15 protein-coding genes are annotated in these 15,982 nt (G+C 43.9%); all 15 read right to left on the bottom strand.

Features of this window, described 5'->3' with window-relative positions; all coding sequences use genetic code 11:
* Nucleotides 1–15: 15 nt before the first annotated feature.
* On the bottom strand, nt 16–1,110 hold the full coding sequence (locus R70331_RS23970; protein ID WP_042179875.1) for a glycosyltransferase family protein: 1,095 nt from the start codon (nt 1,108–1,110) through the stop codon (nt 16–18).
* A gap of 150 nt (nt 1,111–1,260) precedes the next feature.
* On the bottom strand, nt 1,261–2,049 hold the full coding sequence (locus tag R70331_RS23975; RefSeq protein WP_042179877.1) for a glycosyltransferase family 2 protein: 789 nt from the start codon (nt 2,047–2,049) through the stop codon (nt 1,261–1,263).
* Between the two features lies 1 nt (nt 2,050).
* On the bottom strand, nt 2,051–2,911 hold the full coding sequence (locus tag R70331_RS23980) for an NAD-dependent epimerase/dehydratase family protein (RefSeq protein ID WP_042179881.1): 861 nt from the start codon (nt 2,909–2,911) through the stop codon (nt 2,051–2,053).
* Nucleotides 2,912–2,934: 23 nt separating this feature from the next.
* On the bottom strand, nt 2,935–3,537 hold the full coding sequence (locus R70331_RS23985; RefSeq protein WP_042179883.1) for a sugar transferase: 603 nt from the start codon (nt 3,535–3,537) through the stop codon (nt 2,935–2,937).
* Between the two features lie 99 nt (nt 3,538–3,636).
* Nucleotides 3,637–4,638: a copper amine oxidase N-terminal domain-containing protein gene (locus R70331_RS23990; RefSeq protein ID WP_042179885.1), complete on the bottom strand. Its 1,002-nt coding sequence runs from the start codon at nt 4,636–4,638 to the stop codon at nt 3,637–3,639.
* 1 nt (nt 4,639) lies between these two features.
* Entirely contained in the window at nt 4,640–5,320 is a 681-nt protein-coding gene (locus R70331_RS30700; protein ID WP_052419191.1) for a hypothetical protein, read from the bottom strand.
* Nucleotides 5,321–5,344: 24 nt separating this feature from the next.
* Complete coding sequence (locus R70331_RS24000) at nt 5,345–7,177, bottom strand: polysaccharide biosynthesis protein (RefSeq protein ID WP_042179888.1); 1,833 nt, start codon at nt 7,175–7,177, stop codon at nt 5,345–5,347.
* 43 nt (nt 7,178–7,220) lie between these two features.
* The gene (locus R70331_RS24005; protein WP_042179890.1) at nt 7,221–7,907 is read right to left on the bottom strand and encodes a CpsD/CapB family tyrosine-protein kinase; all 687 of its coding nucleotides are present in this window, start codon (nt 7,905–7,907) and stop codon (nt 7,221–7,223) included.
* The gene (locus R70331_RS24010; RefSeq protein ID WP_081947732.1) at nt 7,888–8,667 is read right to left on the bottom strand and encodes a YveK family protein; all 780 of its coding nucleotides are present in this window, start codon (nt 8,665–8,667) and stop codon (nt 7,888–7,890) included. Before R70331_RS24010 ends, R70331_RS24005 begins: the two co-directional genes overlap by 20 nt.
* 107 nt (nt 8,668–8,774) lie before the next feature.
* Nucleotides 8,775–10,760: an S-layer homology domain-containing protein gene (locus R70331_RS24015; RefSeq protein WP_156131184.1), complete on the bottom strand. Its 1,986-nt coding sequence runs from the start codon at nt 10,758–10,760 to the stop codon at nt 8,775–8,777.
* A 145-nt stretch (nt 10,761–10,905) separates the two neighbouring features.
* Nucleotides 10,906–11,688: a tyrosine-protein phosphatase gene (locus R70331_RS24020; RefSeq protein ID WP_042179895.1), complete on the bottom strand. Its 783-nt coding sequence runs from the start codon at nt 11,686–11,688 to the stop codon at nt 10,906–10,908.
* Between the two features lie 102 nt (nt 11,689–11,790).
* Nucleotides 11,791–12,378, bottom strand: a complete 588-nt coding sequence (locus tag R70331_RS24025; RefSeq protein ID WP_042179897.1) for a hypothetical protein — start codon at nt 12,376–12,378, stop codon at nt 11,791–11,793.
* 150 nt (nt 12,379–12,528) lie between these two features.
* Nucleotides 12,529–13,212: a ribosome biogenesis GTP-binding protein YihA/YsxC gene (gene yihA / locus R70331_RS24030; RefSeq protein ID WP_042179901.1), complete on the bottom strand. Its 684-nt coding sequence runs from the start codon at nt 13,210–13,212 to the stop codon at nt 12,529–12,531.
* A gap of 14 nt (nt 13,213–13,226) precedes the next feature.
* Entirely contained in the window at nt 13,227–15,590 is a 2,364-nt protein-coding gene (gene lon / locus R70331_RS24035) for an endopeptidase La (protein WP_042179904.1), read from the bottom strand.
* Between the two features lie 180 nt (nt 15,591–15,770).
* Nucleotides 15,771–15,926 carry a hypothetical protein gene (locus tag R70331_RS31705; protein WP_156131185.1) on the bottom strand — a complete coding sequence of 52 codons (156 nt, stop codon included), beginning with the start codon at nt 15,924–15,926 and terminating at the stop codon, nt 15,771–15,773.
* Nucleotides 15,927–15,982: the final 56 nt, after the last annotated feature.

The raw sequence follows: 15,982 nt of genomic DNA on the forward strand, positions 1-15,982 counted from the left end.
CCAAAAAATAACCTATCAAATATTGGTAGAGATAAAATTATTTATAGCATAAATATAATTTTTATCTTCTTCTATTATCTTTTCTAAGTAGCTATTAGCATTTAAATTGAAGACACCTTCTTGTAATTCCATATATTTTTCATATAATATATCTGTAAAATTGCTACTTTTTACGTCAATTCCAAACCCTACTCCGTATTTCATAACAAGATCAAATTTGTAAGAATCTAATTCAACCAATTGTGGAATTTTATAAATAACACCATCATAAAATTTATTTGATATGGCATATTTTGTTTCCATATGTTTATGAGATATGTAACTATTATTTATTATATGCGCTCCCTTTATTAATTCATGTTTATCATTATTATTGTACTCTCCAGTAAACGTAACATTCTCAATATTCATATCTCTGCAATATTTGATATATGTATCATATTCTGGGCCTATACCATGATAAACTAGTTTAAACCTATCATCTTTACTAAAATGATCAATAATGTGCTTTTGATGATCAAAATATCTCAATGTCCCGTTCCAAACAACGGTAAGTGGATTTGCAACAACATCTTTTTTAAATTCGTTATCCATATTAACTTCTTTAGAATTAAAATTATGGACAATTAAATATTTACTAAAGGGCGGAAGAAAAGATTTAAAGCCTTCCGAAGAAATTGAAGTGAAGTAGGAATGTTTAATCAGCTTTTCTTCAATTAAATAAAATAATTTGTTATGTTCATAACTATAATCCCTAATATCAAATATATACTTATTTTTATACTCTTTCAGTAATAGATCATTAATTATGATCCCAGATAATGTAGATAATATAATAAGTTTTTCATATTTATTCTGTTTAATTTTTTTCACTAACCATTTCCTAAACTTATAAAAACCAAGCATTTTTTTATGAGGAGGATTAGATAAACTTGATTCCAAATAAAATGGAATGAACTTACTTGAATTATTGTTCTTATAGTGTTTAGAGTATTTCTCTCTAGCCCAATACAAAACTTCATAATCCTCATTATTTCTTATGATTTCATCTGTATATTTATCCAAATAAGGACAATACTTAATGTCTCCAATAAAAATAATACCTATCATTAAATCACTCCAACTTCCACAAATTAATCATCATTGTCTCATAATCTCTAATTCTTCACATATCATCAGCTAGCTTCACATTGAGTTTGAATAATTAAATATCTATTTTTGATTTCAATCTATCATTTATCAATAATAATAGTAAAACTATTATTCACTTTTTTTAATCTTGATTTTTTTATATTTTTTTAATGAACCAATGACATGAGTCAATGTAAAAAATACAGAACTTACTGGATTCATTCCCACAAAACGGAATACTTTATAAGTCATACTGAGAGTTTTAAACTTATTCCCTGATTTTGAGTTTCGTGATATACGATACGTAATTAACGGATCATTAAGACCATATGCATTTACTCCAGTTTTTAAAATTTTTAACCAAAATGCATAATCTTCGTGTAAATCATCTCTTTCCATCTTCATATTTTCAGTTAAGCTCTTCTTTATGATCACAGAGGAACATGAAACAACATTATGTTTCCTTAGCAATTTATAGTTGACCTTCTCAGGAATTTGAAATATTCCACTATACGGTGTTCCTTCTTCATTTATAAAGGCCGATCCCGTGAAAAGAAACTCCGCATTGTAATCTGCAGCATATGCAAGTTGTTTTTCAAGCTTGAGTTCATTCCAAATATCATCGCTATCTAGGAATGCAATCCATTCACCTTTAGCAACAGAGATCCCCCTATTTCGTGTAGCCGATACTCCACTATTTTTCGCATTTTTATATATCAGAATTCTATCATCATTTTTTGCCATACATTCGATTAAGCTTACCGTATTATCTTTTGAACAATCATCAATTATGATTAACTCCCACTTAGTGTAAGATTGATTAAGGACTGAAAAAATTGATTGTTCTATAAATTTTCCGCAATTATATGCTGGCATTACGATACTGACCAAGGGCTTTTCTATGTTTAGAACATTCATCTTAATGCCTCGCTTCACTCAAAAAAATCGATTTTTCAAAATCATATATATTATACTGCTGTCCACATTCAGAGACTTTTTTATCATATATCAAATTACCTAGAATTTTATTTACAGTTCCTCTCATAATCAATTTAATTATTGGATTAAATATTCGAACCATTACAATTTTTTTTCCGTGTGAATCAGCAACAAGCTTTACTAGGGTAGAAGTACACATGTATTCAGCATTTTGAGGAAGATAAAGCCCTTTTGATTTTTGATTAACAAGAATTTTGATAAACTCACTAAAGTTCCTTATATAAATTACGCTGCGTTTATTCTCAATATTAGGGAATATGGGGATTCTAAGTATTAACTTTTTTAATCGCACATAGTTTCCCGTGCACTCTTCACCATAAATCATTGGTGGGCGTATAATTGCCAGCATAAAATCATCACTTTCTAATCTAGAAAGCAATTTCTCAGCTTGCAGTTTTGACTTTCCATAATTACTCTTAGGATTAGGAATAGAATATTCATTAATCACACCTGACTCTATTCCATAGACACTCATTGAACTTAAAAATATAAATTGTTTTACTCCATCGGCTTTTGCCTTTTTAGCCACCTTATATGCTAAGTCACGGTTAACAGTATAGTATAATTCTTGATTTCGACTCGTTTCCTTTATATGTGCAACCCCTGCTACATGTAATACACTATCAAACTTCGAAAAATCATACCCCTGCCATTCATCATCACGGACTGAGATCATCTCAACTTCATATTGTTCCGGCCATTGTTCGACCCACTTTTTAAAACTTTTACCAACGTAGCTATTTTTTCCCGTAATCAAAATCTTTATTGGTGTATTATCCATTATGAAACAACCTCGTTATTTCTTTAAGTAACTTCATGATTTGCTCCTTCGCGGATACCTTCGGATTTCATGACACTTTTAACTGTCAACATAAATAATTTAGTATCAAACCATAATGAGATATGGCTAACATATGCTCCATCTAGCTTAGCTTTAATCTCATTTGACAGCTCATCCCGTCCATTAATCTGAGCATAACCAGTCAAGCCTGGTTTAATATTATTTGCATCATATTTGTCTCGTTCATCAATCAAGTCATACTGATTCCACAGAGCTGGGCGTGGACCAATAATACTCATTTCACCTTTAAGAATATTAATAATCTGAGGGAGTTCATCCAAGCTAGTCTTTCTTAAAATTTTACCGATTTTTGTTATAAATAAATCTGGATTTTGCAACAAATGTGTAGGCATTTCAGAAGGAGTATCCGTCCTCATTGTTCTAAATTTAAATATGTAAAATTCTTTTTTGTTTTTTCCCACTCGTTTTTGCTTGAATAAAACCGGTCCTTTTGAACTTAACTTTATGAAAATAGCAATAATCAAGAAAAAAGGCCATAAAAGGAGAATTCCAATTAGAGCCAGTAGAAAATCAATAATTGGTTTAACAATGGTATAAGGCTTCATACGCTCACCTGATCCTTTTAGAACTAGTGTTTCATTGTATGCCTCTCATCTTCAGCATTATAGATAGAGGTCGTGCAGTATAGATTAAATTAAACCTTGTTACTCCCCCATACCTTCAGCAAGTTTCATACCTTGTTGCAATTCAGCTTCAAAGGTTGCTTTGTACTGATTAATAATTTCTGTACTGTAGCCATTAGTAGTCAGTTGCTTCTCAGCGTCAGCAACTATGCTATTAAAGGTAGTCGTAGACGAAGCGAGCTGTTGTTTTCCTTGAGCCAGAAGACTGGCTTTGGTTGCTTGATCGGTTGCCTGAACATATTGAAGTGCAAGACTCATCAAAACTGAACTGCTCTGATTGCGTAATGTAGAGAGCTTCGCCTCTGTGGCACTTGTAATTTGTTCATAGGTGACTGTACCTGTTCCAGCAGAGCCACCACCAGCTGCTCCACTCGTCGGTGCTGGCGTAGCTGTTGCAGAAGGAGTGGCCCCTCCTCCTGAAGAACTATTGTTAGTTGAGCCGCTATTCTGCTCCTGATAACCTGCAGATGTAGCAGTAATGGTCTTGGTCTTCTGATCCCATGAAATCTTGTTGCCTACAGACTCAGAGAGAAAACGAAGTGGAACGTACAAAGAACCGTTCAACATATAACTAGCTTGTCCTGAAGGTACAGTTTTGGCGGCTCCATTAAAGACATAGCTTGCTTTCGTCTTACTCAGAGTAATACTCTTTGCTGCTGTTGTGGAAGTATTCATATTACCAGCATTCATAAGATATTCTTTAATAACAACAAGTTCGGAGCTGCTTGGTTCAGCAACAGTGACCTTAAGATTTTTGGCGTCCCAGCTGACACTCTTCTGTAAAGCATAAGAGACAAATCTAATCGGCACATAGGTTGTATTGTTGTGAATGAAGACATATTGAGCCGTTGGAGGCTGCATGTTAACTCCATCAAAAACCATTTTCACATCCATACTTTGCACCTTAATTGAATCTGATACAGCTGCGGCAAAAGCAGATATTGGGGCTGAAGCAGTTAAAGGTGTAGCACCAGTAAGTAATATTAATAGCAATGCTGCTGCAGGTAGTTTCACTTTTGACATATCACTTACTCCCTCCTTCTTGGGCTTTAAGTTGTTCTTCTTCAACAATAATCTGGTCTCGTGTTCTACCTTGACTTACACCATATTTTTTCGCTATTTGTGAAAGCTCATTATACTGTTCCTCTGAAACCTTACCAAGAATGATACTGCGCGCTTCCCGCTTCTCTTCATTAGTAAGTCCGCCTTTTGCTAGCTCTTGAAGTCTCTTAATATCCGAAACACTTAATTGCTGCGCCACTATAGAAGCCACGTTGGCTTTATCCTTAATAGAGACATTATCTTGAACTTCCTTGGCTTTGTCAGTTGAGATATGAGCAATCCCATCTGTTCCCTCAGGTGTTGGCACTGGAGTAGTGACAGGATTAGTAGTACTATTCGCCGTTTCTGACCCTTGTGTACTGTTATTATTGGAAGAAGTCTCAGTCACAGGTGTACTCGATGGCGATTCGGTTACTGATGGTACTGTTGATGGTGACAAGTCAGCACCATTATCCCCCGCCGCTACCACAGGCTCTACAATCTCGTCCTGTGCTACATTGTCAGCAGCATCTTCTATCTCAAACCCGCCTGCCATAGAATTCATAAGCTTGTCTACCGCATAGTTCGCAGCGAACAGTCCGCCAACTCCCAGCACCACAATTACCGACAACGTCCAAATCAATACTTTCTTCCATCTCTTCACTTCAAGTACCTCCACATACAATAGTTAGATAATTGCCACCTGGGCTACCGGCTGCATTGGCACAATCTGATTAATCACTTCACGAATCGCTTCCGGCTCTTCAGACAAGACGCGTTCCAATCTCTTGAATTCCAGCTCCAGCTGATTCTGACTGATTACATTGGGTTTACCTATAAAGATACGGTCATGCTGGGTCGAGCCCAGATTCTCTTCAGCGGTCAGCAGTTCTTCATACAGCTTCTCGCCTTCGCGAATACCTGAGAAGACTATGTTGATATCCTTGTAAGGCTCATAGCCAGACAAAGTAATCAAATCTTCTGCAAGGGTTAGGATCTTGACCGGCTCTCCCATATCTAGCACGAACACTTCGCCGCCTTTGGCGAAAGCTCCGGATTGAATGACCAATTGCACGGCTTCCGGAATAGTCATGAAATAACGAATCATCTCCGGATGAGTGACCGTCACAGGGCCACCGGCAGCAATCTGCTGCTTGAAGGCAGGAATGACGCTCCCCCGGCTACCCAATACATTACCGAAGCGAACTGCCGAGAACTTGGTGCTGCTTGTTGTATTTAGACTTTGTACATACATCTCTGCAATCCGTTTCGTCGCTCCCATAACACTGGTAGGGTTAACCGCCTTATCAGAAGAAATCATGACAAACCGTTCGGCCCCGTACTTCTCAGAACAATCGGCTACATTACGTGTACCAAACACATTATTCTTAATCGCCTCAGAGGGATTACGCTCCATCAATGGCACGTGCTTATGCGCTGCCGCATGAAAGACTACATGCGGTCTGTGACTTTCGAAGACTTCCATCATCCGGGTGCGATCCTGTACATCAGCAATAACCGTTACAATATTCAACTCAGGAAAGCTCTTGCGAAGCTCCATTTCAATTGTGTAAATACTGTTCTCTCCATGTCCGAGAATCAACAGCTTGTCGGGCGAGTAGGGAGAAATCTGCCGGCATAATTCAGAACCAATGGATCCGCCTGCTCCGGTAACCAGGACCGTCTTATTGTGAACATATCCAAGGATACTGTTCATATCTTCAACGATCGGTTCACGGCCAAGTAAATCCTCGACACTGACATCCCGCAGCTTCTTAACGGACACCTTTCCGGTAATCAAGTCACTAAGTGCAGGAATGATCTTCAGCTTCACTCCTGTTGCCTTGGACAAATTAACAATTTCGGAGATCTCACTCCGTGATACGGAAGGCATCGCAATAATAATCTCGTGAATCTCCCGTTCCTTCACGATTCTTGGAATATCATAACGGTTACCCAGAACAGGGACTCCGAGAATCTTCAAATGAAGCTTGTCGTTGCTGTCGTCAATGAAGCCAATGAGACGGGTGTTCGCAAAGGAAACACCCATCAGCTCTCTGGCAATCAATATTCCGCAATCCCCAGCTCCGACAATCAAGGTATGAACTTCAGTATCCGCATTAGTGAATCTTCCTCTGCGGAAGACTCTCCAGAATAGACGTACGCCACCCACTAATAATAGAATAGTCTCTACAGAACGTATTTCTATACTGAACGGAACCCGTGACGGAAGCATAACAAAAGCTACTGCGTATGAGATTACGGCTCCTACTACAATAGCTTTCATGACCGATACAATCTCGCCGATACTGGCATATTGCCATAATCTGCGGTACAGTCCGAAGTATATCAGACTACCGCCAAAGGACAGGGTGCAGATTAAGCCATAGAATAGCATCTGCACAACATATTCCTGCGGAATATCGCTATAGAAACGGAATAGGTAAGATGTCACAATGCTGAACCATATTATAACAAGATCTATCAGGAACAACATGAACACTCTGGTTTTCGCTGTCATTTTTAGTGCCTCCAAAAATAACAATTTATTCTATAGAACAATGTCAGTTTCCATAGTAGTAATAATAGTAGCCTTCGCTGGCTTTACGTTTGACATTATTCAGCACTACTCCAAGCATCTTCGCACCGACTCTATCCAGGTTCGCCTTAGCCTTCGCGGCGATCTCCCGCTTCACTTTACCGTAGCTGACAACCATAATGACACCGTCACTCTTCGAGGCGACAATCTGTGCATCTGTAACTGCCAGCAGAGGGGGTGTATCAAACATGATGACATCGAATTGTTGACGCAGCTCCTGCAGGACCATACTCATCCGGTTCGAAGCCATCATTTCTGCCGGATTAGGCGGAATTGGGCCTGAGGTCATAATAGACAAATTAGGAACACCGGATTCCTGAATGGCTTCATTTAAATTGGTTTGTTGAGATAACAATGAAGACAGACCATGACGGTTACTGAGTGAGAAGGTCTTATGCGCCGTCGGCTTCCGCATGTCACCATCAATTAGCAATACCTTCTTATCAGCTTGAGCATACGCCGCCGCAAGGTTGGCTGTCACTGTGGACTTTCCTTCTTCCGGTCCGGAGGAGGTAACCATAATAATCTGAATCCGCTCATCGATAGATGAGAAGTCAATGTTCGTGCGCAGTGCCCGGAAGGCTTCCGATACCGGAGAACGCGGATTGGTCACGGTAATCAGGTGGCGTTGTTTATTTGGCTGCTGTGACATGTTCGAGTTCGCCCGCCTTTCTGGTATGCTGCTGTGCCTGTGTCTCTGTTCCTCTTGTTTCTTCCTGGCCGAGTCTGGTAATCATTGCAATCGTCGGCAACCCCAGGTATTTCTCGATATCCTCTTCCGTCTTCAATGTATCATCCAGATACTCCAGCAGGAAGGCAATACCCAGACCGATCATTAACGATACGATAAAAGCAATGGCCAGGTTCATCACGACATTAGGTTCAACCGGTCCCGGTTCAACAGGCGGATTAAGCTTAGCCTCATTCAGAATCGATACGTTCTGTACATTGAACAAGGAAGGGATCTCCTGTTTGAACACAAGTGAAATGGCATTTACGAGTTCTGCTGCTCTCTGGTATGAATTATCTCGAACGACAAGTGTCATCACCTGCGTATTATTGACTGAGCTCACATTAACCTTCTTAAGCAACTCTTCGGCGTTGGTATTAAACTCCGGATAGTTATTGGCTACGACATCCAGAATGGCAGGGGTCTTAATGATCTCTTTGTACGTGTTAATCATTTGGATATTGGTATTGATCTGATTCAGGTCCAGCTCCGATGCTGCCGTCTGTACTTGCTGCGTCTGATTAACGATAATCTTGGTTGAAGCTTCATACACCGGTTTCTTGATATAAAGGCTGTAAATCCCGGCAAGAAGACATACAATGACCACAATACTGACAATCATCCACAGTCTCTTCTTAACAATCTGGAAATAATCGCGAAGATCCAATTCTTGTGCTGACAAGTGAATTTCCCTCCAAGCGGTTTCTATAATGATATAATCTGTGCTAAAAAAGTGCCCCCTCTCACATAGACGAGAGGAGGCTCTCCACTTGCTTCTTAGCTTACTTCTTACTTAAAGTTAATTGTACGATAGATGATTACAGCAGCTTCTGCACGGGTAGCAGTATCGTTAGGATTGAACTTCCCGCCGTTACCGATTACCAGGTTATTGCTTGCTGCAAAGGCAACGCCGTCTTTCAGGGAAGCGCTGATCTTAGCAGCATCCGAGAACTTGCTCAGTGCGGAAGCATCTGTAGCAGCGGCAGGGTTAATGGATTTAACTGCACGGGAGATCATTGTAGCCATCTCAGCACGTGTAATAGTTGCATTTGGATCAAAGGTCGAAGCGTTACGTCCAGTGATGATGCCCTTCTCAGCTGCTACTGCAACATAAGGAGCGTACCATGCTGTGGAGGCTACATCGCTGAAGCTTTCAGTTGCTGTGCTGTTCTCAAGGTTCAGCGCACGGATCAGCATCTTGGAGAATTCAGCGCGGGTTACATTGCTCTTAGGAGCAAATTTACCGGAGCCGATACCTTCAATTGCGCCCTTAGCAGCTACAACTTGAATCTGTCTGCCAGCCCAAGCCTGTACGTTAGCGATATCACTGAAGGTTACTTTGTTCTCAACTACTGCATATGAAGAGAAAGTATCACGAGGCTCAACGATGTGTTCACCGTCTACAACACCGCCATGGTATTGAAGGGCTCCGTATACAACTTTCGCTACAGACAGCAGTTCTTTATCAAGGCCTGTTGTGTTAACCAGTGGCAGCTTGATGGTCAGAGGTTGTTTGAAGACTGTTGTTGCTACTCCGCCTACTGTCAGGTCGAAGGAATATACCTTCGAAGCCAGCTTCTGGCTTGTCAGCGAGGTTACTGTAGAATCAGCTTCAGTAGTAACTGTCAGTGTCACAGCATCGCTGAACTGGGATACCGGGATAGTAACAGTCAAACCGTTAAATGTGATTGCAATGTTGGCAATGCCTTTAGCCTTAGCAGCTTCGATGATCGCTTTGGAGAGAGGAACTTCTACAACAGTAGCGTTCACAGTTCCCAGATTCAAGGTAAGTGTCAATCCAGTTTTTCCTGGGTTTGCTGCCAGCAGAGCGTCAAAAGCTTTCAGCACGTCAGCGTCAACCAGCTTCAGTGTTGCTTTACCGTTAACCACACTTACCAGAGAGGATACATCATAAATGCCTGGGGTTGCGGTAGGATTAGTAACTACTCCAGTTCCCGGATTAGATGTTCCTGGATTAGTGCTAGGCTGCAGGTACGCAGTGTAGTAGGCATGAGCCAGAACAAGTGCTGCTGCCTTAGCTTTGGCTGGGGAGATGGATTGCTCAAGGTTCGTTTTAACTGCGCTGAAATCAGCCTTAGTAACATTGAAATCATTCAGTCCGTACACTACATCCTTAACTGTAGAGCTGCCAACCTTTACGCCGTATACAGCTGTTTCAACTTGCTTGAACAGGTCACTGCTTGGATCAAGAAGCGCTGCTGCAATTACAGTTTCGCCTTTGCCCTTAAGAATTGGAATCAGTGTCTGTTCAACACCAGCTGTTCCGAATAGTGTGTTATAAAGATCATCTACGGTAAGGTTAGGCACACCAATGTTGGTTGCTACCTTCTTCAGCAGGTCTTTGTAGGCCTGGTAGTTCGGCGACTGCTGAATATCAGTTACTGCCGAAAGATCAGTTGTGTAGTAAGAATCTACCAGCTCACTGTAAAGCTCGTAGAAAAGGGTCTTATCCGCGCTGTCCAGGAAAGTCAGCTTGTCCACTACAGGTGCGAAATCTGCTTCCAGCTGGGCTTGGGACAGACCTTGCAGTTCTGTACGGAAATCACGTAAAATCGCTTTCTCTTCAGTGGTCAGCGATGCATACAACACGCTTGCACGGGTCTTCAGCGTATCAAAAATTGTAGTGCCAGTCGCTGCTGATGCTACGCTCACGCCAAGGTGCTTAGCCAATCCTTCGCTGCTGAATGGAAACCCTGCAACGGATGCTGCTGCCATGCTTACTGCTAGAGTTGATACTGCTAGTTTCTTCTTCAAACTCACTTGTCATCCACCTCTTTTTATGTAGTAATAACTCTTATACTGCGGTAATGCTAGAAAAGTTTCGCCCTAACGCATACTATTCTGATAATTTGTAACAATAACCCAGTAGAAACAATTCTACCATCATTCCACAGATAGGTCACCCTTTACGAGAAAAAAATCCGAACATTCTATGAAGCTTCTTGCCTGAATTGCTGTAATTAGCTCGAATTAGCTCTTCGTTGTCGATGATTTTCTGCGAATTTTGGCGGAAATTGTCGTAAGCCACAGAACCCAGTTCCTTCTCAATTACCTTGTAAGCTTCACTTAATCCAAACGGACGATGACTGTTATCGTGTGCATCCGATGCGACAACATGAACGGCGTCCCTCCGGCACAGGTCGATAGACAGCTTCTGCAGCTTGCTTCCAAAGGTTCCGGCCAGACTCTGGGCAGTGACCTGACCCACTGCTCCCAGCTCTATTAATCTCTCAAGCTTGGAAGGATTACTGGCAACCTCAGCGTTACGCTCCGGATGGGCGATGACCGGAATGTAGCCTTGGATGACCAGCTCGTGGCACGTCTCCTCCATTGTTCGGGGCACACGTGAAGAAGGCATTTCCAGCAGAATATATCTCGTATTCGCGAGCGTAAGAAGTTCACCCTGCTCCAGATCATTCAGGAGTTCCCCGTAGACACGGATCTCCTGACCGGGAAGCACAAGCAGCGGAAGTCCAGCCTGCCGGATTCTCTCATTCAGCAGCTCCACCGCTTGTCCGATAGCCAGGGCGGGGTTCATATATACTCCATTCGCGTGATGCGGTGTTGCGACTACAGCGGAAATACCGTCCTGTACAGCATCCTGAGCCATGGAGAGGGCCGCTTCCCAGTCGGCAGCACCGTCATCCATAAAAGGCAAAATGTGGCTATGAATATCTATCATATACTTTTTATCGGTCCTTTTCCAGTTCTATTGTATAGTTTCTCAAAAAAATACAACCATTTCACTAGGAAATGATTGCTAGTTATGTGATCTTATTGTAGACTATGCCTCCAGATAAAACAAACCTCGGGCTATAGACGCGAGCTCCCTATCAATATCGTGAAGCTCCTCTGCCGAGCATCCTGCGTTGCGCAAATCCAGCAATTGGTCAGCCTTGCCGCGCAGCACAGCAATCTCCCGCTCAATAGCCTCCGATTTATACACAGTCATTATCTCTGACAGGGAATGCTTGTGCTGATAGATCAGCTTGCTGCCGGAAGCCGTCAATTCTGAAATCCGGCGTACCGAGCCGCGTTCATAGTAATATACCATGGTAAAGCCTTCATAAATTCTGTTAATAGTCCCCGAGCCTTTATAGGTAATAAACAGCTTACGGATCGCATTGTTAAGATGCGGATTAACGACACGGCAGGATAGCGTACACCAGTAAATTCCCCGTCTATTCGCAACCGTGAAGCGCACTTCTTCTCCCCCGGTTTCCTCCAGAACAATCACCTGTTCACCGCCCCCGACTACTTTAACACGGTGGCTGATATAGCAGGTGTCAGCTGTAAGCAGAAACTGGTTCATCTGAAATTCTGTCATCTGCAGAGTCGCATTGACATATTCTGTAGCCAATCGCTGAGCCATAACCATCCCTCTATTCTTTGTAACAGCCTCTACAATGATTATACATGGATGAATGCGGGTTATCTCTTGAGCGGGAACAGACTGTATGCCGATAAAACATCTTATCCTTAGAGAATTCAGGATGAGCCGGAGGTATCGAATGTCATAGATCTAGGATTCCGCTTCTTCATCAGCAAGTGGACTCTGCCCGGCGGTTACATCCTCCGGCCCATCCTGATCCAACGTCTCTTCTGCCTGTTCCGCTGCTTCATGTCTGCTGTAATCCTCAATAAGAGCCCACAGCTCCTCACGGCCTAGTCCCAGCTCCGATGAGAACGGGATGAAGTTATCTCCCGGCAATACGCCGAGCTCCTGCTTCATGATCTTGATGTGCTTCGGCCAGCGTGTCTTGGGAATCTTGTCTGCCTTGGTTGCTACCACACAGAGCGGCAGGTCATAATGCTTGAGCCAGTCGAACATCATTTTATCATTGCCTGTCGGCGGATGGCGCAGATCCACTACAAGCAGGATAAGCTTCAGCGTGTCACGCTCTTCCATGTATTTCTCAACCATTTTGCCCCAAGAGGCCCGCTGCGTCTTAGATACCTTGGCATAACCGTATCCCGGGAAATCGACAAAATACATATCCTGATTAACCCGGTAATAGTTCATATGCTGTGTCTTACCCGGTGTAGAACTGGTTCGGGCAAGATTCTTGCGGTTAATCATCCGGTTGATGAGTGAAGACTTTCCGACGTTGGAGCGCCCTGCCAGAGCAATCTCCGGCAAGGCGTCCGTCGGGTACTGATCAGGACCAACGGCGCTGATAATAAATTCGGCGTTATTAACTTTCAAATAGAACTTCCTTTCTAATGCACACTACTCGGCGCTTTACTGCTGATGGCTCCCTGCCCGTCTACCAGCGCATGCTGGAGCACCTGATCCATATGGGATACCGGGATGAACTCCACATCGTTACGTACGCTCTCCGGAATATCCTTGAGATCGCGTTCGTTGTCCTTAGGGAGCAGGATTTTGGTATAGCCGGCCCGGTGGGCGGCAAGTGATTTCTCTTTGAGTCCGCCAATTGGCAGGACACGTCCGCGCAGGGTAATCTCTCCCGTCATCGCTACATCCTTGGAGACATAACGTTTGGTGAGTGCAGAGATCAGCGCGGTAGCAAGGGTAATCCCTGCAGACGGGCCATCCTTCGGTATCGCACCTTCAGGTATATGAATGTGGATATCGTTCTTCTCATGGAAGTCCGGAGCAAGACCCAGCTCCTCTGCCTTGGAGCGGGTGTAGCTGAAGGCAGCCTGTGCTGATTCCTTCATGACATCTCCCAGCTTCCCGGTCAGCGTCAGCTTCCCTGTACCCTGAACAACCGTTACTTCAATCAGCAGCGTATCACCGCCGACCTCAGTCCAGGCCAGCCCGGTTACAGTGCCGATCTGGTCCTCCAGCTCAGCCATTCCATAGCGGTACTTGGATTCACCCAGATAATCCTTAACCTCAGCAGGCAGGATGGTGACTTGCTCCTTCTCGCTCGATACAATCTTCTTCGCAGCCTTACGGCATAGCGCAGCGATCTGCTGCTCCAGATTACGCACTCCGGATTCACGGGTGTATTCACGGACAATCTTAAGCAGAGTATCGTCTTCTATAACGAGCTGTTCTTCATCAAGCCCGTGGTTCTTACGCTGCTTCGGCAGCAGGTAGCGGCTGGCAATCTGCAGCTTCTCAAGCTCCGTGTAGCCGGGAATATACAGCATTTCCATCCGGTCGAGCAGCGGACGCGGTATGTTGTGCACAGCATTCGCAGTGGTCACGAACATCACGTTCGACAGGTCGAACGGCAGCTCTACAAAGTGGTCGCTGAACGTATTATTCTGTTCCGGGTCGAGTACTTCAAGCAGAGCAGCTGACGGATCGCCGCGGAAGTCAGAAGCCATCTTGTCGATTTCGTCCAGCAGGAAGACCGGATTGATGCTTCCCGCTGTCTTCATTCCCTGGATGATCCTGCCCGGCATCGCGCCGACATAGGTGCGGCGGTGACCGCGGATCTCTGCTTCATCACGCACTCCGCCCAGCGAGATGCGCACGAACTTACGGTTCAGCGAGCGGGCGATAGAGCGGGCCAGCGAGGTTTTACCGACACCCGGAGGGCCAACAAGGCATAGAATCGGTCCCTTCAGCTGTTTGACCAGCTTCTGCACAGCCAGGTATTCCAGGACGCGTTCCTTCGGTTTCTCCAGGCCATAGTGATCGGCGTCGAGCACCTGTTCCGCTTTTTGGATATCCAGGTCATCTTCGGTCTCTTCACTCCAAGGCAGACCAAGCAGCCAATCTACATAGTTGCGGATGACACTGCCTTCGGCCGAGCTTGCCGGCATTTTCTCCAGACGGTCAATTTCCTTCTCAATCTTCTCCTGTACCCGCTCCGGCAGATTCTTCTCCTGCATCAGCGAGCGCAGCTCTTCGGCTTCCCCGGCCCGGCCTTCCTTCTCACCGAGCTCCTTCTGGATCGCCTTCATCTGCTCACGCAGATAATATTCCTTCTGGGTCTTCTCCATCTGCTTCTTCACGCGCTGGTTGATCTTACGCTCCAGCTCCAGCACTTCACGCTCATTATTGAGAATGTCGAGCAGCTTCTCCAGGCGTTTGCTGACATCGATGGTCTCCAGAATCTCCTGCTTATCCTTGATCTTCAGCGCCAGGTGGCTTGTAATGACGTCAGCCAGACGCCCCGGCTCTTCAATATCGGATACGGCAGCCAGCGTCTCTGGCGTGACCTTCTTCGATAAGGTGATGTAATGCTCGAACTGGCTAAGCACCGTACGCATTAAGGCGTCGCTCTCCTGATCGACATCCTCCTGCTCAGGCAGCTCACGCGCCATAACCTCATAGAACTCCTCATTGTCTGTATAATGAATAATCTCGGCCCGTTCCACTCCCTCAACCAGCACACGGATGGTGCCATTCGGAAGCTTCAGCATCTGCCGCACATTGGCGACCGTACCGACCCGAAAAATATCTTCTTGTCCAGGCTCCTCAATATTCACTTCCGATTGGGAGCAGAGGAGAATCAGGTTATCTTCAACCATAGCTTTTTCCAGTGCACGAACGGACTTCTCACGACCTACGTCAAGGTGCAGAACCATGCTAGGATACACAAGAAGACCTCTAAGCGGCAATAAAGGAAAACGACGACCTTTGGATTTGTTCGGCATCATCGCTTTCGCACCTCCCATGGTTCTCAAGTTATGTCATATACATCATTTTAACAAATACAGGTTGAAAACACCAACTGGCGGCACATAAAGCATCCGTTTAATTTAAGCAGCTGACAAACATTATGTATTATCCGTGTTTCTCTTATAGAATATGTTCGGGCAGCTAAATAAAAAGACGCCTCACGGCGTCCGGCTCAATCTATAGGATCTGTATGAATGCTCGCGGGCTTTCAACAGCAGCTCTTCTCTTTTGGCAGGGACGAGGCAATCGGCATAAAGAGTTTCATAATACCCGGCCAGAAATTCGTTCCATTTGCGTCTCCATTCGTGTAGCATGAGAATCCCCCTTTGCTGGATTGTTGTATTGCTTATTACCCAAATGTATGATGAAT

The organism is Paenibacillus sp. FSL R7-0331, assembly GCF_000758645.1.
GTDB classification, from domain to species: domain Bacteria; phylum Bacillota; class Bacilli; order Paenibacillales; family Paenibacillaceae; genus Paenibacillus_AQ; species Paenibacillus_AQ camerounensis.